This is a genomic window from Aquidulcibacter paucihalophilus, from assembly GCA_030285985.1.
GTDB lineage: Bacteria > Pseudomonadota > Alphaproteobacteria > Caulobacterales > Caulobacteraceae > Brevundimonas.
In genome coordinates this window covers 2,549,017-2,573,608 of record CP127384.1, presented here as the reverse complement: position 1 = coordinate 2,573,608, position 24,592 = coordinate 2,549,017, and the positions used below count along the sequence as shown (strand labels likewise).

The following is a 24,592-nucleotide window of genomic DNA, read 5'->3' as shown; positions in this document are numbered from 1 at the left end:
GCGCGCCGTGCTGACCGTGAAGGACCTTCCGTCCCCCAATTTCGACGCCCGCCGCGGCCCGCCCGATATGCTGGTGCTGCACTATACCGGCATGCGCACCGCCGATGAGGCCGTCGCCCGCCTGCGCGACGCCGAGGCGAAGGTCTCGGCCCACTATGTCGTCGATGAGGACGGATCCATCCTGCGGCTGGTGGCCGAGGAGCGCCGCGCCTGGCATGCGGGCAAGGGGGCCTGGCAGGGCGAGACCGACTGCAACGCCGCCTCCATCGGCATCGAGATCGTCAATCCGGGCCATGAGTTCGGCTATCGCGACTTCCCGGATGCCCAGATCGACGCGGTGATCAGCCTGGTCAGCGACATCCGCAGCCGCTGGACCATTCCCGACGCCCGCATCATCGGCCATTCGGACCTGGCGCCGGAGCGGAAACAGGATCCCGGCGAGCGCTTCCCGTGGAAGCGGCTGGCCTCGGTCGGTCACGGCCTCTGGTTCGAGCCGGCACCCGAGCGGATCGCGGCCCTGGGCGTTCCCCTGGCCGTCGGCGACGAAGGGCTGGGCGTCATCGTCCTGCGCGCCGGCCTGCACCGGCTCGGTTACGCCCTGACCCCCGGCGGTTCCTACGACGAGGCGACCCGCCTGACCGTCGAGGCCTTCCAGCGCCACTGGCGGCCGGGACAGGTGGACGGCGTGGCCGACGGCGAGACGCGCGCGACACTCATGGGCGTGCTCCAGCTGGCGACGGCGGAGAGCGTGACCGGGGTGTTGAACTAGTTGACGTTGGTTGGGGTAACGCGCATCACGCCCCCGTCAGACGGCCGGGCGGTCGCGGCGGGGCTTGCTCCGTCGAGGAAAGTCCGGGCTCCACGGTGAAGAGGCGGCGGGTAACTCCCGCCCGGGGCGACCCGAGGGATAGCGCCACAGAAAGCAAACCGCCTGCCCCTCGGGGCAGGGAAGGGTGAAAGGGTGGGGTAAGAGCCCACCGCGTGCCTGGCAACAGGGACGGCATGGCAAGCCCCGCCTGGAGCAAGACCGAATAGGGATGTCGCGCGAGCTTGCTCGCAGGGTTCACCGCCCGAGGCGTCCGGGTAGGTCGCGAGAACCGTCCGGCAACGGGCGGTCCAGAGGAATGATCGTCACCGCTTTCGGGCGGTACAGAACCCGGCTTACAGGCCGTCTGACATTATCTTTTTGGGGGCCTAACGCTCGCGACGCGGTCGCTCGCTGTTTGAGGCCCTGGGGGCGCTGACGCTCGCCGCGCGGCGGCTCACTGCTTGAGCGCGCGGCTGGCTAGTAGCGTTTGCGGGCCTTGTCGGCGGCGTCGATCAGGCGGAGGCCCGAGATTTCCGCCGCATCCGCTGTCAGGTCCATGGCCGCTTCGGGCGGGTCCTTGACGACCACAGCGCCGTCCACCGCCCGCGGGGACAGGGGTTTGGTCGGGTCCGGGGCAGGTTTGTTCGGCATGGGATGAAAACCCGCGCGCCTGCAGAGGGTTCCGGAACGCTGTCCGGCGCGGCCCCCGTGCCCCGTTTCGCGTTAACCCTTTGGCCCTCAATGCGGCGCAGGATTGGTCCACAGCCTGTTTATACTGTCGATGTTCTGTGTATGTTCACGCCTATACAGGCTCTCCCGCCACATTCGAGGTTAACCGGCGTCAACTAATCCCATTGAGACCCATTTGATCCCATGCTATCCCAGACGCCTGGCGCGGGGTTGGTTTGCGCCGCGTGGGTGTTCACGGGGATCAGAGGGGCGGATCCAAGGATCCGAGTTTGGGGCAGGGCGTGTTTCTCTCGACCTACGAGAAACAATTGGACGGCAAGCGGCGCCTGCTGATCCCGCAGGAGTTCCGCACCGCCGACAATGGCGCCGAGCACGGTGTCTTCTGCTTCTTTGCTCTCGCTGACGATTGCCTCGAGGCCGGCGGTGACCGGCTGATGGCCGAATATGTCGCCCGGATCGAGGCCCTGCCGTTCGGCAGTGACAAGCGCACCGCCCTTGAAGAGACCTTCTACGCTGGCCAGCGCCCCCTGTCGTACGACGGTGGCGGCCGCATCACCCTGCCGGAAAGCCTGTGCCAGGACGCCGGTCTGGGCGAGGATGTGGTCATCGTCGGCCTCGGGCCGCGCTTCCAGATCTGGGACCGCGCACGCTGGAACGCCCGCAAGGATGCCCGCCGGGCCCTGGCGCGGCAGGTCATGAACGGGGAGGGCGCATGACCTCGCCCCATGCCCCCGTCCTGCTGGCCGAAGTGATCGAGGCCCTGGCCCCGCAGTCCGGCGACGTCATCATCGACGCCACCTTCGGTGCCGGCGGCTACACCCGCGCCATCCTGGCGACCGGGGCGACGGTCATCGCCCTCGATCGTGATCCGACGGTGCAGCCGCATGCCGACGCGGTCGCCAACGACTATCCCGGCCGGTTCCGGCTGGTGCGCACACCGTTCTCGGGCCTGGCCGAAGCCTTCGCCGACAGCGGTGAGGCGCGGCTGGACGGAGTGGTGTTCGACATCGGCGTATCGTCGATGCAGCTGGACCAGGCCGAGCGCGGCTTCTCCTTCATGCGCGACGGTCCGCTGGATATGCGGATGGGCGATGAGGGCGAAACCGCCGCCGACATCGTCAACGGCTGGGACCACGGGCCGATGGCCCATATCTTCAAACTGTACGGCGACGAGCGCCAGTCGGGCCGCGTCGCTACCGCCATCCTGCGTCGCCGGGTGGAACAGCCGTTCGAGCGCACGCTCGATCTCGCTGCCGTGGTCGAAAAGGCGCTGGGCGGCCGTCGCGGCGCGCCGATCCATCCGGCTACGCGCGTGTTCCAGGCCCTGCGCATCGCCGTGAACGACGAACTGGGCCAGCTGCGTCAGGGACTGGAGGCCGCCGAGGCTGCCCTGTCGCCGGGCGGACGTCTGGTGGTGGTCACCTTCCATTCGCTGGAGGACCGGATCGTCAAGGCCTTCCTGACCGAGCGGACCGGCAACGCCCCCGGTGGCTCGCGTCACGCCCCGGTGGCGATCGAGACCCGCAAGCCCAGCTTCACCCTGTCGTTCAAGGGTGCGCGCGAGGCCGGCGACGCCGAGCGGGCTGACAACCCCCGCGCCCGGTCCGCCAAGCTGCGCGCGGCCATCCGCACCGACGCCGCCCCATGGGGGAGGGTTGCCGCATGAATACGGCTGTCGCGACCCTGAACCGCCTGTTCGCCTGGAAGATCCGCGGCATCCGCTGGGTCGAGATCATCGGCGTGCTGCTGGTCGGGGCCATGGTCTTCTCGGTCTATGTGGCCAAGGCGGCGGCGGCGCGCGAAAGCGCCCGCATTTCCGACCTTGAGCGGCAGATCAGCGACAACGGCCAGCGGGTGCGCCTGCTGCGGGCCGAGGTTGCCCGGCTGGAACAGCCCAACCGGCTCGAGGCCCTGTCGCGTGGCGCGGGCCTGGGGCCCGTCGATGTGCACCGTCAGGCGACGGTCGGGAACCTGCCCGGCCTGGCTCCGATCCCGGAGCCCCGTCCGGTGGTCATCGCGCCGACGCCCGCCGCGCCCGTCGAAACGCCCGCCGTCGAGGTCGAGCGATGAGCGCGCACGATCCGCACGTCGGACCTCGGCCGGCGCCGTCCTGGGGCGTGCGGCGTTTCACGCCGTCGTGGCGCTGGCTGACCGAGGCCATGTGGTGGGTCGAGCACGCCTTCGGGCGGGCCCACGCCAATGCGCGTCCGGAAGAGGACACGCGCGTCCGCATCTTCGTCATCCTGTCGGTGTTTTCCGCGGTGTTCGTGTGCCTGACGCTCGGTGCCGTGCACGCGGCCCTGCTGACGGCGGGGGCCGGTAATGGCGCACAGACCCACCCCAATGCGGTGGTGCGCGCCGACATGGTCGACCGCAACGGAGCCCTGCTGGCCACCAACATCGTGCACTATGGCCTCTATATCGACCCGGCCCAGGTCTGGGATCGCCGGGCCGCCGCGGCGCAGATCCGCCGCACCCTGCCGCGCGTGTCGCGGACCCGCCTGCAGAACGCCCTGTACGGTGATCGCCGCCTGCTGGTGGTCAACCGGCTGACCCCGCGAGAAAAGGTGGCCATCCACAATCTGGCGCTGGGCGGCGTCAGCTTCGAGCCCGAGGACGTCCGCGTCCATCCGCTCGGCGAGTCTGCCCGCCATGTGGTCGGCAGCGTGGATACCGGCGGCGTCGGCCTGTCCGCTGCCGAGCGCGCCTTCAATGACGAGATCCGCGCCGCCGGGGCGCGGGGCGAGAGCTTCCAGATCTCCATCGACCTGCGCGTCCAGGGCGTGCTGGAGAATGAGCTGGCCGCCGCCGCCGAGGCGACCCAGGCCAAGGGCGCCGTGGGCATCATCACCGACGTCCAGACGGGCGAGGTCCTGGGCATGGCCAGCTGGCCGGCGTCCAACTCGCGCAACCTGGCCACCGCCGCGACCTATGAGATGGGGTCGGTGTTCAAGACCTTCACCGTCGCCGCCGCCATCGACACCGGCCGGGCCGACATGAACACCCTGCTGGACGCCTCTGAGGCGCTGCAGATCGGCAGCCGCCGCATCACCGACTTCCACGCCCAGAACAAGGTGATGACGCTGGAGGAGGTGTATCTGCACTCGTCCAACATCGGCACCTCACGCCTGTCGACCGAGATGGGGCCGCGGGTGATGCGCGACTATTTCGAACGCTTCGGGATGATGTCGCGGGCGCCGTTCGAGATTCCGTCGGAGTCGCCGATCGTGCCGAACGAATGGTCGGACTCGACGCTGGCCTCGCTGTCGTTCGGATACGGCATCTCCATCACGCCGATGCAGATGGCCGCGGCCATGGGGGCCCTGACCAATGGCGGGCGGTTCATTCCCCTGACCCTGCGCAAGGGCGGCCGGCCGGATATCCGGGGCCGCCAGATTGTCTCGCCCGAAACCTCCCTGACCATGCTGGACCTGATGCGCCGCAACGTCGTGCGCGGTTCGGGTGGCCGGGCCGAGGCGCCGGGCCTGCGCGTCGGCGGCAAGACGGGTTCCGCCAACAAGTCGGTCAACGGCCGCTACAGCACCGCCCATGCGGTCGGCACCTTTGCCGCGGTCTTCCCGGCCGACGGCCCGGTCAACGCCCGCCGCTACCAGATCCTCGTCCTGATCGACGAACCCCAGACCTATCCGCGCACCGGCGGTTTCGTCGCTGCTCCGGCGGTCGGCCGGATCGCCGACCGGATCGCCGGCTTCGTCGGCGTGGCGCGCCGGGCCGACCCCTATCGCACCGCCCTCGGCGACCGCATCCCGGCCTTCGAGGACCTGGAAGGCGACGGACGATGAGCGCGTCCCGGCCCGGCCCGATCAAGCTGTCGGAACTGCTGCGCCGCGACGTGGCGGCCGATCCGATGATCACCGGCGTCACCTCGGACAGCCGCAAGGTCGCCCCGGGGTCGTTGTTCGTGGCCCTGCCGGGCAGCGCCGCCGACGGCCGCGCCTTCATTCCGCAGGCCCTGTCGCAGGGCGCCGCCGCCGTGCTGGCTCCGTCCGACACCGACGCGCGTCTGGCCCCGGTGCTGATCACCTCGGGCGATGTGCGCCGGGCCTATGCGATCGCCGCGCGGGGCTTCTATGGAACCCAGCCGGCCACCTGCGTCGCTGTCACCGGCACCAACGGCAAGACCTCGGTCGCCGCCTTCTGCCGCCAGATCTGGGCCGCCCTCGGTCTGCATGCCGCGAGCATGGGAACCCTCGGGGTTTTGGCCCAAAATGGTAACGTTAACCGCGAGTTGACAGGCCCCGGCCTGACCAGTCCGGACGCCGCCGACGCGGCGCGGATGCTGGCCGATCTGGCCGTCAGCGGCGTCACCCACCTGGCGCTCGAGGCCTCGTCGCACGGCATCGACCAGCGCCGGCTGGACGGGGTGACCCTGCAGGCGGCGGCCTTCACCAATCTGAGCCAGGACCACCTCGACTATCACGGTGACATGGCCGCCTATCGCGCCGCCAAGCTTCGCCTGTTCGAGACCCTGCTGCCGCGGGGCCGGACCGCGGTGCTGAACGCCGACAGCGACGCCTATTCCCACTTCGCCGCCGCCTCGATCATGTCCGGGCTGGGCGTGATGGCCGTCGGCGAGCGGGGCCGGGACCTGTCGCTGATCGGACGCCGCGCCACGCCCGAGGGCCAGCGCCTGACGATCGATGCGCGCGGGTCGCTGCATGAGGTGCTGCTGCCCCTCGCCGGTGCCTTCCAGGCCTCGAACGCCCTGGTCGCCGCCGGCCTGTGCATCGCCGCCGGAGAGACACCCGAGCGGGTGCTGGCCGGGCTGGAGAAAATCACCGGTGCCCAGGGGCGGCTGCAACGCATTCCAGGGTCGGGCCGCGGTGAGGTCTATGTCGACTACGCCCACACGCCCGACGGTCTTGAGACGGTGCTGAAGGCGCTGCGCCCCCATGCGACGGGGCGGCTGATCGTGGTGTTCGGTGCCGGCGGCGACCGGGATCGGGCCAAGCGGCCGATGATGGGCGAGATCGCCGGGCTGCTGGCGGATGTCGCGATCGTGACGGACGACAATCCCCGCTCCGAAGACCCCGCCGCCATCCGTAAGGCCGTGCGCGCCGCCTGCCCCTCCGCCCGCGAGATCGGCGACCGCCGCGCCGCCATCCGCGAGGCCATCGACATGATGGGCGACGGAGATGTGGTGGTCATCGCCGGAAAAGGGCATGAGCAGGGTCAGATTGTCGGCGGGGTGACCCATCCCTTCGACGACGCCACCGAAGCCGCTGAAGCCCTGCGCCTCCATGCCTGACAGACCGCTCTGGACCTCTGCCGAGATCGCCGCCGCCACGGGTGGAACCCTGTCCGGCGCGGCCTTCGAGGCGCGGGGCATGACCTATAACAGCCGCGAGATCGTTCCGGGGGACCTCTTCCTGGCGCTGAAGGGCGCGCGGGACGGACATGATTTCGCCGCTGCGGCCTTCGCCGCAGGCGCGGCCGGGGCGATCACCGAACATCCGGTCGAGGGCGGCCCATCGGTGGTCGTCGCCGACACCCTGCGCGCGCTCGAGGCACTCGGCATGGCGGCGCGCGACCGGACGAAGGCCCGCCGGGGCGCTGTCACCGGCTCGGTCGGCAAAACCAGCGTGACCCAGGCCATCAAGGCGGGCCTGGACCTGGCGGGGCCGTCGCATGCCTCGATCAAGAGCTACAACAACCACATCGGCGTACCCCTGACCCTGTCGCGGATGCCGCGCATGACCGAGCGCGCCGTGTTCGAGATCGGCATGAATGCGCCGGGCGAGATCGCCCCGCTGTCGAAGATGGTGCGGCCCCATGCGGCCTGCGTGACGACGGTCGGTCCGGTGCACATCGAGGCCTTCGCCGACGGCGAGGCCGGGGTGGCGGCGGAAAAGGCGGCGATCTTCGAGGGACTGGTTGAGGACGGCGTGGCCGTGTTCAATGCCGACGTGGCCTTCGCCGCTGTGCTGGACGCCGGCGCGCGGCGTGCCGGGGCGCGGATCGCGACCTTCGGATCGGCGGCCGGCTGCGATGCGCGGCTGATCGACTTCCAGCCGCATGACACAGGCGCGCGCGTCCGGGCCGAGCTGTTCGGGCGGACGATCGAGTTCGAACTGGCCCAGTCCGGATTCCACTGGGGGCTCAACAGCCTGTGCGTCCTGCTGATGCTGGACGCCCTGGACGTGCCGCTGGACATCGGCCTGGCGGCCCTGTCGGAGTTCCAGCCGTTGGCGGGCCGCGGACAGACGCTGACCGTCCATGCGCCGGGCGGGGACTTCACCCTGATCGACGAGAGCTACAACGCCAATCCGCTGTCCATGGCCGCCGGCTTCCGCAGCCTCGGCGCCCGGCCTCTGCCCGCGACCGGTGGCCGCCGGGTGGTGGTGCTGACCGACATGCTGGAGCTGGGCGACCAGTCCGAGGCGCTGCATGAGGGCCTGTCCGGGCCGATCGACGCGGCGGGACTGGACCTCGTCCACGCCGCCGGGCCGGAGATGAAGCGGCTCTATGACGACCTGCCGGGCTCGCGTCAGGGCCTGTGGCGCGAGACCGCCGCCGAACTGGCCGCCGAGGCCGCCATGCTGGTCGGCAAGGGCGACATCGTCATGGTCAAGGGTTCCAACGGATCGAAGGCATCGCTGGTGGCCAAGGCCCTGGCGGCACTGGGAGAAGGCTCGGGAGGGGCCGGCTGATGTTTTACCTGTTGTATCTCCACTACGCGGACATCGCGCAGGACTATCCGCTGCTCAACCTGGTCCAGTACCAGACGGTGCGGGTGGCCCTGGCCATGGCCACGGCCATGATAGTGGCGGTCGCCATGGGCAGCCGTTTCATCGCCTGGATGCGGGTCAAACAGGGCAAGGGCCAGCCTATCCGGTCGGACGGACCGATCTCGCACCTGTCCAAGGTCGGCACCCCGACCATGGGCGGGCTGATGATCCTGGCGGGCATCGCCGTGGCGGTCTTCCTGTGGGGCGACCTGACCAATCCCTATATCTGGATCGTCTCGGGCGTGACGGCGGCCTTCGGCCTGCTCGGCTTCGTCGACGACTACGCCAAGGTGTCGAAACAGACCTCGGCCGGCCTGACCTCGAAACAGAAGCTGCTGGCCCAGGTCGTGGTCTCGGTCATCGCAGGGATTCTGACGGTGTTGTGGATGACGGCCTCGCCGACCACGCCCAACCTAGAGACGTCGATCGCCTTCCCCTTCTTCAAGGCCGTGCTGCTCAATGTCGGCTGGTTCTATGTGGTGTTCGCGGCCTTCACCATGGTCGGGTTTTCCAATGCGGTGAATCTGACGGACGGGCTGGACGGGCTGGCCATCGTGCCGGTGATGATGGCGGCGGGTGCCTTCGGTATCATCAGCTACCTCGTCGGCAACTTCATCTTCTCGGACTATCTGGGCGTCCACCATGTGCCCGGCTCGGGCGAGCTGGCCATCTTCTGCGCGGCCATCATCGGCGGCGGCACGGGCTTCCTCTGGTACAATGCCCCGCCGGCCAAGATCTTCATGGGCGACACCGGGTCGCTGGCCCTCGGCGGCGCGCTGGGTGCCATCGCCGTGGCCACCAAACATGAGCTGGTGCTGGGCATCGTCGGCGGCCTGTTCGTCATCGAGGCCGCCTCGGTCATGATCCAGGTCGCCTATTTCAAGGCCACGAAGAAGCGCATCTTCCTGATGGCCCCGATCCACCATCATTTCGAGAAGATGGGCTGGCCGGAATCGACGGTGGTGATCCGCTTCTGGATCGTCTCCGCCATGCTGGCCCTGATCGGCCTCGCCACGCTGAAGCTGCGCTAGGCGCATGATCCCCGTCCCCGGATTTGAAGGGCGTCGCGTCGCCGTCTTTGGCCTCGGACGGTCGGGGATCACCGCGGCCCGCGCGCTGCACGCCGGGGGTGCCATCCCCATCCTTTGGGATGACGGCGTCTCGGGGCGGATGCAGGCCGAGGCCGAAGGCTTCGCCGTTGAGGACCTGAGCCGGGCCGAGTGGTCGCAGTTCGCCGCCCTGGTCCTGTCCCCCGGCGCGCCCCTGACCCACCCGAAACCGCACTGGACCGTCGACAAGGCGAAGGCGGCTTCGGTCGAGATCATCGGCGACATCGAGCTGTTCGCCCGCGCCATGGCCCGGACGCCCGGGACGGTGCGGCCGAAGGTCATCGCCATTACCGGCACGAACGGGAAGTCCACCACCACGGCCCTGATCGGCTGGGTGCTGAAACAGGCCGGGCTGAAGGTCGCCGTCGGCGGCAATATCGGCATCGGCGTACTCGCCCTGCCGGCACCGGCCGAGGTCGGGGTCTATGTGATCGAGGTGTCGAGCTACCAGCTGGACCTGACGACCTCCTTCGCGCCGGATGTGGCGATCCTGACGAACGTCAGCCCCGACCATCTGGATCGGCATGGCGGGATGGAGGGGTATGTCGCGGCCAAGGCGCGGATCTTCGCTCATGCGGACCTGTCCCTCGTCGGAGTGGACGAGGACTGGGGCAAGGGCATCGCCGCCGCCCTGGTCGCCGCCCGGACCGTCTCGACAGGGGGAACGCCCGCGGACATCAGCGCCTCCGACAGGCGGCTGACGGTGGAGGGCGAGACGATCGATCTCTCCGCCGCCCGCTCGCTCCCCGGCCGCCACAACGCCCAGAACGCCGCCTTCGCCTGGGCCGCCGCCCGCGCCGTCGGCGTCTCGCATGACGCCGCCGTCGAGGGCCTGATGACCTTCCCCGGTCTCGCCCACCGGATGGAAGAGGTCGCCCGTCTCGGCAAGGTCCGCTTCATCAACGACTCCAAGGCCACCAACGCCGATGCCGCGCGGCAGGCGCTGTCGTCCTATGAACGCAGCTTCTGGATCGCCGGCGGGCGGGCCAAACAGGGCGGGATCGACGATCTCGAGGAGTTGTTCCCCCGTGTGGTCGAGGCCTTCCTGATCGGCGAGTCGGCCGGACCGTTCGCCGCCCGGCTGGGCGAGACTCCACACCGGATCAGCGGCGATATGGCCTCTGCCGTGAAGGCGGCCGCCGAGGCCGCCGCCGCCACCGGGCGCGAGGAGGTGGTACTGCTCAGCCCCGCCGCGGCCAGTTTCGACCAGTATCCGGACTTCGAGGCGCGGGGCGAGGCGTTCCGCGCTGCCGTCCTTAACCTCGGCGCTACCCCTTCAGGGCATGGTTAGCGAACCATGACCGCGCACAACTACAGCCCCGCCTTTTCGCGCAACGACCAGAGCCCGATCGCCAAATGGTTCTGGACGGTTGATCGCGGCCTGCTGGCCGCGGCCCTGACTCTGATCGCGCTGGGCGTGGCGCTGAGTTTCGCCTCCAGCCCTGCCGCCATTCTGGCCGATGAATCCATCTCGGACCCCTTCCACTATTCGTGGCGGATGATCGTCTGGGCCTCGGGCGGGACCGCGGTCATGCTGGTGATTTCCCTGCTGTCGCCGCGCGGCGTGCGCCGGATCGCCCTGCTGGCCCTGCTCGGTGCCATCGTGGTCATGGCCGCCCTGCCGTTCATCGGCAATGAGGTGAAGGGCGCGGCGCGCTGGATCAATCTGGGGCCGTTCAGCCTGCAGCCGTCCGAGTTCGCCAAGCCCGGTCTGATCGTCTTCGCCGCCTGGATGTTCTCCGAGGCGCAGAAGGGGCAGGGGGTGCCCGGCGTGTCGATCGCCTTCGGAGCATGGGCCCTGACCGTCGGCCTGCTGCTGATCCAGCCCGACATCGGCCAGACCCTGCTGATCACCACCACCTTCATGGCCGTCTTCTTCATGGCGGGCGTGCCGCTGAAATGGGTCGCGGCGCTGGCGGCGGCGGGCGCGGCCGGGGTCGTGGGCCTGTATTTCGCCTTCAGCCACATGCGCGATCGCCTGAGCCGTTTCCTGTCGCCCGAGACCACCGACACCCACCAGATCGACCGCGCCTCCGAGGCCATCCGCGCCGGCGGTCTGGTCGGCCGTGGCGTCGGCGAGGGGGTCATGAAGCGGTCGGTGCCCGACCTGCACACGGATTTCATCTATTCGGTCGGGGCTGAGGAGTTCGGCCTCGTCCTGTCGCTGGCCATGATCGCCCTCTACGCCTTCATCGTGGTGCGCGGCATGCGGCGGGCGATGAAGCTGACCGATCCGTTCGAGCAGACGGCGGCGGCGGGCCTGTTCATGCTGATCGGGCTGCAGGCCTGTATCAACATCGCGGTGAACCTGAACCTGATCCCGACCAAGGGGATGACCCTGCCCTTCATCAGCTATGGCGGCTCGTCGATGCTGGCCATGGGGCTGACCATGGGTCTGGCCCTCGCCTTGACCAGACGCCGCCCCGGCGCCTACGAGCCGGGGACCAGCCTGCCGGATCGCGGGCGCATCCTGCCTTAGGTTCAACTGCTTTCGTCATCCTCCGGCAAGCCGCGGCTTCGCGGCGCAGACCGGGGGACCCAGCGGCGCGCGAGAGCGCGAAGCTGTCGAGCACGCCGCTGCGTCACACAGCCTGCCTGCAAAGATCGCCTTCGGCGCCGCTGGGTCCCCCGGTCTCGCTGCGCTCGCCGGGGGATGACGAAAGGAAGGGAGTGGCGAGAGCCGGCGTCATCGGGCAAACACACCGTATGAAATCCAGGGTCTGCGTCGTCGCCGCCGGGGGCACCGGCGGGCATATGTTCCCGGCCGAGGCGCTGGCGCGCGAGCTGACGCGGCGCGGCTGGCGGATCGTGCTGGCCACCGATCACCGCGGCGAGGCCTATGCCCAAGCCTTTCCGGCCGAGGAGCGGATCGCGCTGGACGCCGCCACCGGGCGCGGGCCGATCGGCATGGCCAAGGCCGGTGTCGCCATTGCGCGCGGCCTGTTCAAGGCGCGCAAGGCGCTGAAGCGGCTGGATGCGGCAGTGGTGGTTGGCTTCGGCGGCTATCCGTCGGCGCCGGCCCTGCTGGCGGCGCTGAGCCAGGGGCGGCCGACCCTGTTGCATGAGCAGAACTCGGTGCTGGGGCGGACCAACCGCTGGCTCAGCCCCTATGTCGGCGCGGTGGCGGCATCGTTCCCCAACCTGCGGCTGGTGCCGTCGGGCGTCGAGGCGCGCGTCAGCCTGATCGGCAATCCGGTGCGGCCGGACATCCGCGCGCTGTTCGACCGGCCGTATGCCGCCCCGAAGGCGCGCGGGCCGATCCATGTGCTGGTCACCGGCGGCAGCCAGGGCGCGCGCATCCTGTCCGAGGCGGTGCCGCAGGCCTTGGCCGCCCTGCCGGCACCCCTGCGCAAGCGGCTGCGGGTGCAGCAGCAGTCGCGGCCCGAGATGCTGGAGACGGCGCGGGCCATCTATGCCGCCGCCGGGATCGAGGCCGAGGTGGCGCCCTTCTTCGGCGACATGGCCCGGCGGCTGGCGACGACCCATCTGGTGATCGGCCGGGCCGGGGCCTCGACCTGTTCGGAGCTGGCGGTGGCCGCCCTGCCGTCGCTGCTGATCCCCCTGAAGATCGCCATGGACGACCACCAGCGCTTCAACGCCGCCAGCCTGGCCGACGCCGGCGGCGCGCAGGTGGTGCTGGAGGATGAGGCAACGGCCGAGCGGCTGGCGGTGGTGCTTCAGGCCCTGCTGTCCGACCCGGGCCTGCTCACGACCATGAGCGCGGGCGCAAGGTCCGCGGCCCTGCCGGACGCCACCGTGGAACTGGCGGACATGGTGGAAGCGGCGGTGGTCTAGCCGCCCGCGGCCAGGTTCATCCGGCCGTGGGCGACAGCCGCCTCCAGCGTCGTGGCGTCGGTGTCGTAGTCCTCGGGATTGCAGGCGGCGACCAGCATTTCGAAGGCGTCGCCGCCCTGTACGGCCTCAAAGGCCGGCGCCTCGTCGGGCGTGGCCGGGCCTTCCGCGCCGCCCTCGCGGACCGAGGCGAAGTCCAGCCGGTCGACCTTGCCGCTCGCGCCGCAGTCGAACCGCCACCACGACCAGCCGCCCCAGTAAGCCGCGCCGCCGGCCCGGAAGTCCGGCTCGACCACCTGGAACACGCGGATCCGACCCCCTGAACCTTCCGGCTGAAGGCTGGCCATGTCGGCGTATTGCGCGAACCGGCCCGCGCCGAGGAAGACGAACCGGTGGGGCGTCTGGGCGGGCTGCGTGACCAGCAGCGAAAGAAGCGTCAGGAACATGCGGCCATCGTAACCGTCCATTGACCGCGGCGCGACTACAGTGCCGCCATGGCTCGCTTCATGACCCTCGATTTCGCCGACGGTGACCGGCCGCAGATGCTGGCCCGGGTGATCGGCATGGCGCGCGGGGCGTATGGCTATGTCGTGACCCCCAATGTCGACCATGTGGTCAAGCTGATGGACGGCCGGGTCGGGCGCGAGGTCTATGCCGAGGCGGATCTGAAGATCTGCGACAGCCGTATCCTCAGCCATCTGGCGCGCCTGCGGGGGGTGACCCTGCCGGTCTATCCGGGCTCGGACATGACCGCCGACCTTCTGGCGTCGCCGGCCGCGGAGGGCCTGACCATCGCCGTCTTCGGCCCCGACCGCGCCGCCTTCAACGACCTGGCCGCCCGCTATCCGCGCCAGACCCTGAAATACCTCGAGGCGCCGATGCTGGTCCCTGGCACCCTCGGCTGGCGCGCCGCTGTCGGCCATGCCGCCGGGGCCGAGTGGGACGTGCTGCTGGCCTGCGTCTCCTTCCCCAAACAGGAACTGTTCGCCCATGCCCTGCGTGCGGCGGGCCGGACGACGGGTGTGACCCTGTGCGTCGGGGCGTCCGTGGACTTCCTGACCGGCCGCCAGCAAAGGGCGCCGCGTATCTTCCAGAGGCTCTCGCTTGAGTGGCTGCACCGGCTGCTGAGCCAGCCGCGCCGCATGTTCCGCCGCTATGTCATCGAGGGCCCGGCGATCTTCGGCTGGTTTGTGCGGACGGAAGTGCTGAAGGCCCGCTAGGCCGCCACGATCTGTTCCGCCTGGCTCAGGTCCACGCTCACCAGTTGGCTCACCCCCCGCTCCGGCATGGTCACGCCGTAGAGGCGGTCCATCCGGCTCATGGTCACCGGGTTGTGGGTGATGACGATGAAGCGGGTGTCGGTCCGGTTCCGCATCTCGTCCAGCATGCGGCAGAAGCGGTCGACGTTGGCGTCGTCCAGCGGGGCGTCGACCTCATCGAGCACACAGACGGGGGCCGGATTGGCGAGGAAGACGGCAAAGATCAGGGCTGCGGCGGTCAGGGCCTGTTCGCCGCCCGACATCAGGCTCATCACCGCCAGCCGCTTGCCGGGCGGGCAGGCGTAGATTTCCAGCCCGGCCTCGAGCGGATCATCACTCTCGACCAGTTTCAGCTCGGCCTGGCCGCCGCCGAACAGGGCCTCGAACAGGCTCTTGAAATTGTCGTTGATGACGTCGAACGCGGCCACCAGCCGCTCTCGGCCCTCGGCGTTGAGCTCGTCGATGCCGTCGCGCAGTTTGGCGATGGCCGAGGTCAGGTCCGAGCGCTCGACCTTCATGGTCTGCAGCCGGTCGCCGTATTCGATGGCCTCTTCCTCGGCCAGCAGATTGACCGCACCAAGCTGCTCGCGCTCGCGCTCCAGCCCGTAGAGCAGGCTCTCGGCACCGGCGGCGTCGGGCGGGCGGGCGATGGCGTCGTCAGTCAGCTTCTGGCCCAGCGCCTCGGGCGACATCTGGGCGGTTTCGCGGACATTGGCCTCGGTCTCGGCCAGCCGTTCGGCGACCGCCTCGGCGCGCGCCGCCAGCCCGGCCCGTGCCTCGCGCGCCGTGGACGCCGTGGCTTCCGCTGCCCGCGCGGCCCGGTCCGCCTCGGTCGCCGCGCCTTCGGCCACGGCCAGGGCGTCGCCGGCCGCCTTGCGGCGGGTCTCGGCGGCGGTCAGGGCGTCGAGCAGGGACGAGCGCTGCGTTGCCAGCTGTTCCGGTGCCGCAGAGGCCGTCTTCAGCCGCGCCGCCGTCTTCTCCGCATCCTTCTCCAGCGCCGTGATCCGCGCCGTGGCGTCCTTCGCCCGCGCGGCCCAGCCGTCGCGTTCGCGGGTCAGGCCATCCAGCCGCGCCTGACGGCCCGCGACCTCGCGCGCCTCGGCGTCGCGCTCGACCCGGGCCGTGGCCGCCGCGCCACGGGCCGCATCCGCCGTCGTCCGCGCCGTCGCCAGTTCGGCGCGCAGGCCGTCGAGGGTCTCGGACGGGGCGTCGGTGCCCTGCGCCTCGGCCAGCGCCGTCTGTGCGGCCTCGACCTCGGCGGTCAGGCGGGCGGCCGTCTCGTCCAGCGCCAGGGCCCTGGCCTCCTTGCGCGCCTGATCGCGGCCGAGGCTCTCAAGCCGGTCGCGCGCGGCGGTGACGGCCTTGTCGAGCGGGAAGGGCGCGGCGCGGGCGGTCTTCACCGTCTCCTCGGCGGCGCGGAAGGCCTCGGTCGCCGCCTTGAGCGCGGCCTGCGCGCTCTCCAGCGCCGGCTTGCCGGCGTCGATCTCGGTTTCCAGCTCGGACAGGCGGGTGCGCTGGGCCAGACGGACGGCGGCGGGGCGAGGGGCCTCGGCGCGCTGGACGAAGCCGTCCCAGCGCCACAGGTCACCTTCGCGGGTGACCAGCCGGGCTCCGATGGGCAGGGATTTCGCCAGCCGCTCGATCTCGCCCGCGGGTGCCAGGCCGCACAGGGCCAGACGCGCCTTCAGCTGGTCGGGCGCGGAGACATGGGCGGCCAGGGGTTCGACGCCGGCCGGCCAGGCGGGGGCGGGAACCTCGGCTCCGGCCCAGTAGGCCGCCGCCTTCCTGTCCAGCGCCGCGTCCAGATCGTCGCCGAGCGCCGCGGCCAGCGCTGCCTCATAGCCCTTGCCGGCCTCGACACTGTCCAGCGCCGGCGCGTGCTCGCGCTTGCCGTGGACCAGCAGCTGGGCGAGGCCGCGCGCCTCGGTCTGCAGCCGGCCGAGCCGGTCTTCCGCGGCGCGGGCCGCCGTGCGGGCCTCGGCCTCGGCGCGGGCGCGGTCGCCCCGGTCTGACTCGGCCGCCTCGACCGCCGCGCGCGCAGCGGCCAGTTCGGCCTGGGCCGCCTCCAGCGCGGTCTTGGCCGCCTCGACCTCCGGCGTCTCAAGCGGCCCCAGGGCGGCGCGTTCGGCCTGGGCCGAGGCCAGCTGGGCCTCCGCCCGGGCGACACGGGCCTCGGCGTCGCGCTTGCGGGCGCTTTCGGCGTTGACCCGGGCCTCGACCGAGGCCGCGGCACCGGCGACGCGCTCGACCTCGGCGTCGGCGGCCTTGCGGGCGTCCTCGGCGGCGGCGAGGGCGGCTTCCAGTTCGGGGCCGCGCGTCGGGGCCCCGGCGATCTCTGCGGTCAGGGTCTCCAGCGCTGCGCCCAGGCGCGACAGTTCTTCCGAGGCGTCGCCGGCCATGGCCGTCTCGCGCTCAATGTCGGCGGCGATGCGGGCGGCCTCGGCGGTCAGGCGGTCGACCTCGGCCCGCGCGGCCTGTTCGGCCATGTCGAGCCGGTCGCGTTCAAGGCTGGCGCGGTGCAGCAGGGCGCCGGCGACGGCGTCTTCCTCGCGGGCAGGCTTCAGCGCCTCCTGCGCTGCCAGCGCCGCCGTCTGGGCCCGGCTGGAGGCGGTTGTCGCATCGCCGACGGCCCGCTCAGCGTCGGCCAGTTCCTGCGCCGCGGCTTCCGCGGCCACACGGGCGTCGTTCCAGCGCACGAACAGCAGGGCCGCCTGCAGGGCGCGGATCTCGGCGGAGATCTTCTTGTAGCGCTCGGCCTGCCGCGCCTCGCGCTTCAGCCGGGTCAGAGCCGTCTCGAGCTCGCGGCCGATGTCGTCCAGACGGTCGAGGTTGGCCTCGGCCGCCTTCAGGCGCAGCTCGGCCTCGTGCCGCCGGGTGTGCAGGCCGGCGACGCCGCCCGCCTCCTCGAGGATGCGGCGGCGGTTCTGCGGCTTGGCGGCGATCAGTTCGCTGATCTGGCCCTGGCGGACGAGGGCCGGGGAGTTGGCACCCGTCGAGGCGTCGGCGAACAGCAACTGGACGTCGCGCGCGCGGACCTCCTTGCCGTTGATGCGATAGGTCGAGCCCTGGCCGCGGTCGATGCGGCGCGACACCTCCAGCATGGGGCTGTCGGTGAACGGCTGGGGTGCCCGGCGCTGGGCGTTGTCGATGGTCAGCTGGACTTCGGCATGGTTGCGCGGCGGACGGTCGGCGGCACCCGCGAAGATGACGTCGTCCATGCCCTGGCCGCGCATGGCCTTGGCCGAGTTGGCCCCCATGACCCAGCGCAGGCCTTCCAGCACATTGGACTTGCCGCAGCCGTTGGGGCCGACCACGCCGGTCAGGCCCGGCTCGATATGCACCTCGGCGGGGTCGACGAAGGACTTGAAGCCCACGAGCCGGAGGCGCTGGAACTGCATCGTTCCCTACGCGGTCAACGAGCCGCTGCGGCCGCCCGGATTGCGACCTCCAGCCCGCCCAGCGAGCGGTCCGTCACCCGGCGTCCGTTGACGAAGAAGGACGGGGTGGAATCGACGCCGGCCGCCTCGGCGCTTTCGAGGTCACGGTTGAGGGCCGCCTGGACCGCGGGGGTCACGGCGCAGGCCTCGATCTGGGCCTGGGTCCGGCCGCTGACGGCGATCGCCGGGCCGTACCAATCCTCACGGTTTCCGCCGCGAAGCACCGCCGCCTGGCCATGCATCAGGGCCGCGGCAACGTCGAAGAAGCGCTCGGGCGCGGCGCAACGGGCCAGGGCGGCCCCCGGAAGCGAGATTTCCTGAGGATCGGTCGGAAGGTTGCGGAACACGAACCGCACCTGACCGGTGTCGATGAAACGCGCCTTGAAGCCGGGATAGACGAACTCATGCCAGTCCGCGCAGTGGTGACAGGCGAAGGAGGCGTATTCGACCACCGTGACCGGAGCGTCGGCGCGGCCGATGCTGCGGTCCGCCGCGGTCACCGGGGCGAGCGTCTGCCGGGCCAGGGCGGCATCCGACCCTGACACGGAAGCCGCGACAGCGGGCGCCAGCAGCGCCAGCGTCAGGATCAGCAGGGATCGCCGCCGGTGGGTCACCGCGACGATCAGCCCTTGGCCAGTTCGGCGTCGATGGCGCGCGACAGGTCGGCCATGGTCGGGCCGCTGGCCGAGCCGGGCGAGACGACCGGTACGCCGTTCACGAAGAAGGCCGGCGTACCGGACACGCCGGCGGTCTGGGAGGCGCGGGCGCGTTCGTCCGCAGCCTTGATGTTGTCCGGGTTCTTGATGCAGGCCTCGATCTGCTGGTTGCTGAGACCGGCGCCGTTGCCGATGCGGAACAGGGTGTCACGCGGATTGACGCCGGCCTGCCACTCGTCCTGGCTGGCCAGGATGTTGTGGACAACGTCGAAATATTTGTCGTCGCCGGCGCAGCGGGCGATCATGAAGCCGGCCACGGCGACATTGACGGGGCCGGTCGGCAGTTCACGGAAGACGTAGCGGACCTTGTTGGTGTCGACATAGGCGGCCTTGAACGCGGCCCAGTTCTCCTTCTGCCAGGCAGCGCAGACGTGGCAGGTGACGGAGGCGTATTCGATCACTGTGACCTTGGCGCCTTCGGCCGCGCCCATGGCCATATCGCCCTCTGCAGCGGAGTTCGCGCCGCCGCCGCCGCAACCGGCCAGCGTAGCCATGGCGGCCAGGGCCGCGGCGGTCATCGCCGCGCGGCGGCTCATGGCGGCGTATTTGGTCTGGGCGCTCATGGCGTCGTCCTCAACTGGATGCGGGGTTTTGGGAAGGATTGCGCGATTCCCCGCTGATACGCGCGCTTCAGCACTTTCGAGAACAGAAACGGCGAAGTTTTGTCAACGGCCAGAACGGTCGCGGCCTTTTTCCGGGTCGCCCAGAACCGCTCGTCCCAGCCGTTCCAGGGGCCCCTTGAGCGCGTCCGGGGCCGCCGCGATGGACGCCTTCAGGTCGGCCTCTTCATGGGCCGCCAGGGGCTGGGCGGCCGGGCGTCGCTTGGGGGCGGCGGCGATGTCGGACGGTGGCTTGACCGGTCCCTGGGCGATCCGCAGCCGGTCGACGCTGCCGGGGCCGAGGAACAGGTTGATCCGCGCCAGTATGTCTTCCGACTGATGCTGCACGAGCAGGGCGGCGGGCCCGGCCACGCGCAGCTCCAGCGTACCGCCGGCACCGCCCTTGCCCTTGGTCAGTTTCTGCGGTCGCGTCACCCGCGCCAGCCGGTCGCCGACGATCTCGCGCCAGCGCGGCTCCAGCGCCGTTGCCCCGCGGCCGAACTTGCCGTCCAGCTCCTTGATCAGGCCCTGCAAGGCCCGACCCGCCTTCGGCGTCGGGCGCGGTGCCGGGCGCGTACGCCGGCGCGAAAGGATTTCGCGGGCTTCGGCCTCGGTGGGAAGGGGGCGGCGCATCCGCGCATCCTAGTCGATCCAGCGGGCCTCCGCACGGGGTCTTCGCATCCTGAACGTCAGCGGTTGCGCGAGCGCAAACCGTCATTCTCGGTACCCCTGATATTGACCGGTTACAGTGAAGCTTTCTTAGTCGATTTATCGGTTACCGGACCGGTGTGTGGGGGTTTGGGCGTGGGTACCGTCGTCAGTTATTTCGATCACAAGCGGCGCGCGAGGGGCGGAAAAGCGCTGCATATTGATCCGGTGATCGCCGAGATTCTCGAAGCCCTGCTGGTTCTTGGTGGTTGTGCTCACCGGCAGGTGGTGGCGGATCAGATCGCCCAGCGACGCAGCGGCCGGCCCTGCCCGGCGGAGGTCGCGGCGCGAAACGAGATCTACGCCGCATTCGACGCCTACCTCGCCTGGGCGGCACCCCGCAAAGCCGCGCCGCTGCTTGAGCGCCCGCTGGGGGAGGGCAGCTACCGCTGGGCCCTGACCGATGCCGGCAAGCGTCTGTTCCAGTCCGCAACGGCCGCCGCGCGTATGGTCCGCTGACCGGCGTCGGCGGCGAGAACCCGTCCACCCGGTTCCTGCCCGGGCCGGCGGACCCGGAAGGTCTTCCGGGATCCGGCTGGGCGACAGGCCGCACTGACGCGATGTCGCGCATACAGCGGGCCCAGGTGGCCTGGCTGTGCACGCGACTGCAACTGGCCTATGTCGAGATCACCCGCGGTCTGGTGGACGGGGACCTGGTCTGCAGCCTGCTGCTGCCGGCCATCCTCGAGGCCAACGTCGGGCATCTCGACGCGGATCCTGACATCAGCCGTCGCCACCAGGCGCTGGACGCGGCCTATCCGGACGCGGCGCGGCGGCCGGCCAACGCCCTGAGCATCGCCCAGTTTCTGGACCTTCCGAGGGAGACGGCGCGGGCCAAATTGGCGGGCATGGTGGCCAACGGCATGCTTCAGCGGACGCCGACGGGCTACATCCTTCCGACCTCAAGCCTGATCTCGGACCGGTTCCTGCCGGCCATACCGCGCTATCTCGATGCGCTCGACGCCTTCATCAGCGGACTGGGTCTGATCCGCGCCTTCGGCCTGATGCCCGGCAATCGCCTGGCCCATCCGGTCTGGCCGGTCGCCTGGGCCGCGATGCGGCTCAGCACGGCCCATGTGCTGCGCGAGACGGCCTACACCCGGGCCCTGACGCCCGGAATGAATCTGACCGCCTGCTTCATCCTGCAGTCCGTGTGTCATACCGTCGGGGCGCAGTTGCGTCTTCCGGCGCAGATGCCGGCCCGCGGTGGCGCGCTGGCGGCGCTGGGACCGACCTTCGGCGCTGTGCGCGGTACCTTCGTCGCGGCCAGCCTCGGCCTGCCGGAGGAAACCGTCCGACGGCATCTGAAGCAGTTGGTGGCGGAGGGTTATCTGTGTCGCGGCCCGGGCGGCTATGACGTGGTCCTTGACGCGGCCTCTGTGCCGGTCTGGCGGAATTTCCAGAAGCGGGCCGAGGCCAATGCGCGACAGTTGATCTGGCGCCTGACGACGACGGGCGTTGTTCCGACGGCCGACTGAGCGGCGCGACATCGGCGGTGGGCGCCCGCGCCCGGCGCGTCTATGCAGGGCCGATGCCTTCCGCCGCCCTCCGCGCCGCCCTGCTGCACTGGTACGACGCCCATGGGCGGGCGCTGGCCTGGCGCGCGCCGCCCGGTTCGCCGCGCCCCGACCCCTATCGGGTCTGGCTGTCCGAGGTGATGCTGCAGCAGACCACCACGCCGCATGCGACCCCCTATTTCGAGGCGTTCACCGCCCGCTGGCCCACGGTTTCAGACCTCGCCGCAGCGGAAGACAGCGATGTCATGGCTGCCTGGGCGGGGCTCGGCTATTACGCCCGCGCCCGCAATCTTCTGGCCTGCGCCCGCGCGGTCGCGAACGATCACGGCGGCGTCTTCCCCGATACCGAAGCCGGCCTGCTGGCCCTGCCCGGGGTCGGCGCCTATACCGCCGCCGCCGTGGCGGCCATCGCCTTCGGTCGCCCGGCCAATGTCGTGGACGGCAATGTCGAGCGGGTGATGGCGCGGCTCTTCGCCGTCGAGACGCCGCTGCCGGCGGCGAAGCCGGAGCTGAAGCGGCTGGCCGCGACCCTGGTCGCCGACGACCGGCCCGCCGACTGGCCGCAGGCCCTGATGGATCTGGGCGCCACGGTCTGCCGGCCCGGCAGGCCGCTGTGCGAGGCCTGCCCGCTGACCGGCTGGTGCGCGGCCCATGCCTCGGGCCATCCGGAGCGGTGGCCCCTGAAGACGAAGAAGGCGGACCGTCCCCATCGCACCGGCGTCGCCTGGGTCCTGCGGGACGGGCAGGGGCGGGTGGCGCTGGTGCGACGCCCCGACAAGGGATTGCTGGGCGGCATGCTGGGGCTGCCGACGTCGGGGTGGAGTGTGACGCCGGCAGACGCCGATCCGCCGGTCGCCGCGGACTGGCGCGAAGCGGGGGCGATCGAGCATGTCTTCACCCATTTCTCGCTGACGCTGACCGTGCGCGTCGGGAAGGGTGACGGCGATTTCGTCTGGTCCGATCCGGAGGTGGCGCTGGGTGCGCTCCCGACCGTCTTCCGCAAGGCGCTGGAGCGCGGGCTGGGCTAGCCGACGGTCCGTACCGAGACCGTTCCCTGGCGGCGCTGAGGGATGACCACCGTGTGCTTCCCCACCTGCTGGAACGCCAGATCCACGACCCCGTCGCCGACCTGCAGATTGGTGACGTTCAACCGGTCGATGCCCGCGGGCAGGATCGGGTCGTCGATCTCCACCGTCCCCGCGACCGCATCGATGCGGATGCCCAGCGCCGACTGCAGCATCAGGAACACGGACCCCGCCGCCCAGGCCTGGGGCAGGCAGGCGACCGGATAGGCGATCGGCGGCTCACCTGGCAGGCGCTCGAAGCCGCAGAACAGTTCGGGCAGACGCATGTGGAAATGTGTGGCGGAGGCATAGATTTCGCCCAGCAGCAGGGACACGGCGCGGCGTTCGCCGTAGCGGGCCATGCCCGCCGCCGCCATGGCTGTGTCGTGCGGCCAGACCGAGCCGTTGTGATAGCTCATCGGATTGAACCGGGCCTGGCCGGTCGCGAGGGTCCGGATGCCCCAGCCCGAGCGGAACTCGGCTCCCAGCAGCCGTTTGGTCACCCGCTTCGCCCGCTCCGCCGACGGCAGGCCGGTGAACAGCAGATGGCCCGCGTTGGAGCCGATCGACCGGCATTGGGCCCCGTCACCGTCCAGGGCAATGGCGTAGAAACCTTCCTCCTCCATCCAGAACCGGTCCTCGACGAGGACGCGGACCCGCTCGGCCTGCGCCGCCCATTCCGCCTGCCGGTCATCGCCCGTCGCCGCCGCCAGTTCGGCCATCGCCTGCCAGGCGGCATAGGCGTAGCCCTGCACCTCCAGCAGGGCGATCGGCCCCTTCGGGAAGCGACCGTCGGTGTGGAAGATGGAGTCCTCGGAGTCCTTCCAGCCCTGGTTGGACAGGCCCGTTTCGGCCCCGCGCTGATAGCTGATCAGGCCGTCGCCGTTGAAATCGCCGTGGGTCTTCATCCAGCCGACCGCGGCGATCAGATTGGGCCAGAGGCGGCGGATCAGCGCGAAATCGCCGGTGCGCCGCGCATAGGCCCCGGCCAGGGCCACGAACAGGCAGGTGGTGTCGACACCCCCGTAGTAGAGGCCGAACGGTACCTCGCCGAGGGCGCTCATCTCGCCGCCGCGGGTCTCGTGCATGATCTTGCCCGGGGCGGAATCCTGGAAGGCCGAGACCCCGGTCGCCTGTCGCAGGGCGAGATAGGTCAGCACACCCTTGGCGAGGGACGGGTCCAGCCACAGCATCTGCCAGGCGGTGATGATCCCGTCCCGGCCGAACGGCGTCGAGAACCACGGCACGCCGGCATAGGGATAGGGGCCGGTCGGCAGGTCGGTGGTCAGCAGGGCCACGTCGGCGCGGCTCTGGTCCAGCCAGTCGTTGAAGCGCGGGCTGCGTGGGCCCCTGAGCGAGGCACCGCGCCGCCGGCGGTTGCGCATGGCCAGCCGCGCCTGCAAGGCATTCAGCCGGTAATGCGCCTCTTCGGGTTGCTCGCAGCGATCCGGGCCGCACTCGATGTACAGGTCGCAGCGCTTGCCCCTGGGCAGGCTGAACATGAAGTCGGCGTGCGACCCCGTCAGCCGCGCGGGCGGTTCGGAAAAGGCGAGGCAACTGGTGCGCCGGACCCCGTCCAGTCCGGTATAGGCGAAGGTCACGCGGCGGCCGTCGTGTGCGGGCGCTTCGGCGGTCCCCCGCTTCTCGCGCAAGGTGCCGCGGACCTGGAAGATGTCGGCGAAGTCGGCGCCGAAGTCGAAGGACAGGGGCAGCAGCACGTCCTCGACGCCGTGGTTGGCCATGCGGACCCGCTCGAACATTCGTTGCTCACGCACGAACCGGCGCCGCTCGATGTGCAGCACGCCCGCCGGTGCCGAGCGCCCGCCCATCGGCGGCAGCGGCCGGTTGGTCGAGTGGCAGGTGAAGTAGACGTTGTCCTGGCTGACGCCCGAACTCAGCAAGGACGGCCGCGCCTTCCCGACGGTCAGGACAAGGCGCGAGAGGACTCGCGTGTCGTTGACGAACAGGCCGTCGGCCCCGCCCTTCAGGTCGCCCCAGCCGTCCGCCACCAGGAAGGTGTCGCCGTCTTTCAGGGCCAATAGCCTTTCGAGGCCGTCCGCCTCACCGGATTCGGTGGCGGTGGTGTGGACCGAATAGGCGTCGTCCATGAGAGCTCCGGATGGCGGGCGTGACGGCGTCAGGCT

General features: G+C 70.5%; 22 protein-coding genes and 1 other RNA gene. 16 read left to right on the top strand and 7 right to left on the bottom strand.

The features are described from left to right. Positions 1-7 precede the first annotated feature (7 nt). A complete protein-coding gene (locus tag KB221_12560; GenBank protein WIY68907.1) occupies positions 8-769 on the top strand; it encodes an N-acetylmuramoyl-L-alanine amidase in 762 nt (253 codons plus the stop codon). Between the two features lie 36 nt (positions 770-805). Then, positions 806-1,180, top strand: an RNA gene (rnpB, locus tag KB221_12555) — RNase P RNA component class A. Between the two features lie 105 nt (positions 1,181-1,285). Here the strand turns inward: rnpB and KB221_12550 are convergent. Then, positions 1,286-1,459 (bottom strand): hypothetical protein, encoded by a 174-nt coding sequence (locus KB221_12550; GenBank protein WIY68906.1) that lies wholly within the window; start codon positions 1,457-1,459, stop codon positions 1,286-1,288. Between the two features lie 320 nt (positions 1,460-1,779). Between KB221_12550 and KB221_12545 the strand changes: the two genes are divergently transcribed. From KB221_12545 to murG, 10 genes are all read left to right on the top strand, one after another. Next, positions 1,780-2,214, top strand: coding sequence for a division/cell wall cluster transcriptional repressor MraZ (locus KB221_12545; GenBank protein ID WIY68905.1), 435 nt, complete (start codon positions 1,780-1,782; stop codon positions 2,212-2,214). Then, the gene (rsmH, locus tag KB221_12540; GenBank protein WIY68904.1) at positions 2,211-3,164 is read left to right on the top strand and encodes a 16S rRNA (cytosine(1402)-N(4))-methyltransferase RsmH; all 954 of its coding nucleotides are present in this window, start codon (positions 2,211-2,213) and stop codon (positions 3,162-3,164) included. Before KB221_12545 ends, rsmH begins: the two co-directional genes overlap by 4 nt. Continuing rightward, positions 3,161-3,568, top strand: a complete 408-nt coding sequence (locus KB221_12535) for a cell division protein (GenBank protein ID WIY68903.1) — start codon at positions 3,161-3,163, stop codon at positions 3,566-3,568. Before rsmH ends, KB221_12535 begins: the two co-directional genes overlap by 4 nt. An 89-nt stretch (positions 3,569-3,657) precedes the next feature. Then, positions 3,658-5,301 carry a penicillin-binding protein 2 gene (locus KB221_12530; GenBank protein ID WIY70923.1) on the top strand — a complete coding sequence of 548 codons (1,644 nt, stop codon included), beginning with the start codon at positions 3,658-3,660 and terminating at the stop codon, positions 5,299-5,301. Further along, positions 5,298-6,767 carry a UDP-N-acetylmuramoyl-L-alanyl-D-glutamate--2,6-diaminopimelate ligase gene (locus tag KB221_12525; protein WIY68902.1) on the top strand — a complete coding sequence of 490 codons (1,470 nt, stop codon included), beginning with the start codon at positions 5,298-5,300 and terminating at the stop codon, positions 6,765-6,767. The genes KB221_12530 and KB221_12525 overlap by 4 nt, the downstream gene beginning before the upstream one ends. Beyond that, the gene (murF, locus tag KB221_12520) at positions 6,760-8,169 is read left to right on the top strand and encodes a UDP-N-acetylmuramoyl-tripeptide--D-alanyl-D-alanine ligase (GenBank protein WIY68901.1); all 1,410 of its coding nucleotides are present in this window, start codon (positions 6,760-6,762) and stop codon (positions 8,167-8,169) included. Before KB221_12525 ends, murF begins: the two co-directional genes overlap by 8 nt. Next, positions 8,169-9,278 carry a phospho-N-acetylmuramoyl-pentapeptide-transferase gene (gene mraY, locus KB221_12515; GenBank protein WIY68900.1) on the top strand — a complete coding sequence of 370 codons (1,110 nt, stop codon included), beginning with the start codon at positions 8,169-8,171 and terminating at the stop codon, positions 9,276-9,278. Before murF ends, mraY begins: the two co-directional genes overlap by 1 nt. A 4-nt stretch (positions 9,279-9,282) precedes the next feature. Next, positions 9,283-10,647 (top strand): UDP-N-acetylmuramoyl-L-alanine--D-glutamate ligase, encoded by a 1,365-nt coding sequence (gene murD / locus KB221_12510; GenBank protein ID WIY68899.1) that lies wholly within the window; start codon positions 9,283-9,285, stop codon positions 10,645-10,647. 6 nt (positions 10,648-10,653) lie between these two features. Further along, on the top strand, positions 10,654-11,835 hold the full coding sequence (gene ftsW / locus KB221_12505; GenBank protein ID WIY68898.1) for a putative lipid II flippase FtsW: 1,182 nt from the start codon (positions 10,654-10,656) through the stop codon (positions 11,833-11,835). A 227-nt stretch (positions 11,836-12,062) separates the two neighbouring features. After that, a complete protein-coding gene (gene murG, locus KB221_12500) occupies positions 12,063-13,151 on the top strand; it encodes an undecaprenyldiphospho-muramoylpentapeptide beta-N-acetylglucosaminyltransferase (GenBank protein ID WIY68897.1) in 1,089 nt (362 codons plus the stop codon). Here the strand turns inward: murG and KB221_12495 are convergent. Then, positions 13,148-13,594: a hypothetical protein gene (locus tag KB221_12495; GenBank protein WIY68896.1), complete on the bottom strand. Its 447-nt coding sequence runs from the start codon at positions 13,592-13,594 to the stop codon at positions 13,148-13,150. The genes murG and KB221_12495 overlap by 4 nt on opposite strands. 48 nt (positions 13,595-13,642) lie before the next feature. On the opposite strand from KB221_12495, the gene KB221_12490 reads away from it, so the two are divergent. Then, the gene (locus tag KB221_12490; GenBank protein ID WIY68895.1) at positions 13,643-14,368 is read left to right on the top strand and encodes a WecB/TagA/CpsF family glycosyltransferase; all 726 of its coding nucleotides are present in this window, start codon (positions 13,643-13,645) and stop codon (positions 14,366-14,368) included. Here KB221_12490 and KB221_12485 read toward each other — a convergent pair. The 4 genes from KB221_12485 to KB221_12470 form a co-directional block, all read right to left on the bottom strand. After that, positions 14,365-17,805, bottom strand: coding sequence for an AAA family ATPase (locus KB221_12485; GenBank protein WIY68894.1), 3,441 nt, complete (start codon positions 17,803-17,805; stop codon positions 14,365-14,367). The two genes, KB221_12490 and KB221_12485, sit on opposite strands and share 4 nt — an antisense overlap. A gap of 14 nt (positions 17,806-17,819) precedes the next feature. Then, positions 17,820-18,458: a DsbA family protein gene (locus tag KB221_12480; protein WIY68893.1), complete on the bottom strand. Its 639-nt coding sequence runs from the start codon at positions 18,456-18,458 to the stop codon at positions 17,820-17,822. 8 nt (positions 18,459-18,466) lie between these two features. Continuing rightward, positions 18,467-19,123 (bottom strand): thioredoxin domain-containing protein, encoded by a 657-nt coding sequence (locus tag KB221_12475; protein WIY68892.1) that lies wholly within the window; start codon positions 19,121-19,123, stop codon positions 18,467-18,469. Positions 19,124-19,225: 102 nt separating this feature from the next. After that, positions 19,226-19,792: a DciA family protein gene (locus KB221_12470; GenBank protein WIY68891.1), complete on the bottom strand. Its 567-nt coding sequence runs from the start codon at positions 19,790-19,792 to the stop codon at positions 19,226-19,228. 171 nt (positions 19,793-19,963) lie between these two features. Here KB221_12470 and KB221_12465 point away from each other — a divergent pair, with 171 nt between their 5' ends. The 3 genes from KB221_12465 (at position 19,964) to mutY (ending at position 22,412) form a co-directional block, all read left to right on the top strand. Further along, complete coding sequence (locus KB221_12465) at positions 19,964-20,326, top strand: hypothetical protein (GenBank protein WIY68890.1); 363 nt, start codon at positions 19,964-19,966, stop codon at positions 20,324-20,326. A 101-nt stretch (positions 20,327-20,427) separates the two neighbouring features. Further along, positions 20,428-21,345, top strand: coding sequence for a hypothetical protein (locus KB221_12460; protein ID WIY68889.1), 918 nt, complete (start codon positions 20,428-20,430; stop codon positions 21,343-21,345). Positions 21,346-21,398: 53 nt separating this feature from the next. Then, complete coding sequence (gene mutY / locus KB221_12455; GenBank protein WIY68888.1) at positions 21,399-22,412, top strand: A/G-specific adenine glycosylase; 1,014 nt, start codon at positions 21,399-21,401, stop codon at positions 22,410-22,412. On the opposite strand, the gene KB221_12450 is transcribed toward mutY, so the two are convergent. Further along, a complete protein-coding gene (locus tag KB221_12450) occupies positions 22,409-24,556 on the bottom strand; it encodes an amylo-alpha-1,6-glucosidase (protein WIY68887.1) in 2,148 nt (715 codons plus the stop codon). The genes mutY and KB221_12450 overlap by 4 nt on opposite strands. Between the last annotated feature and the right edge of the window lie 36 nt (positions 24,557-24,592).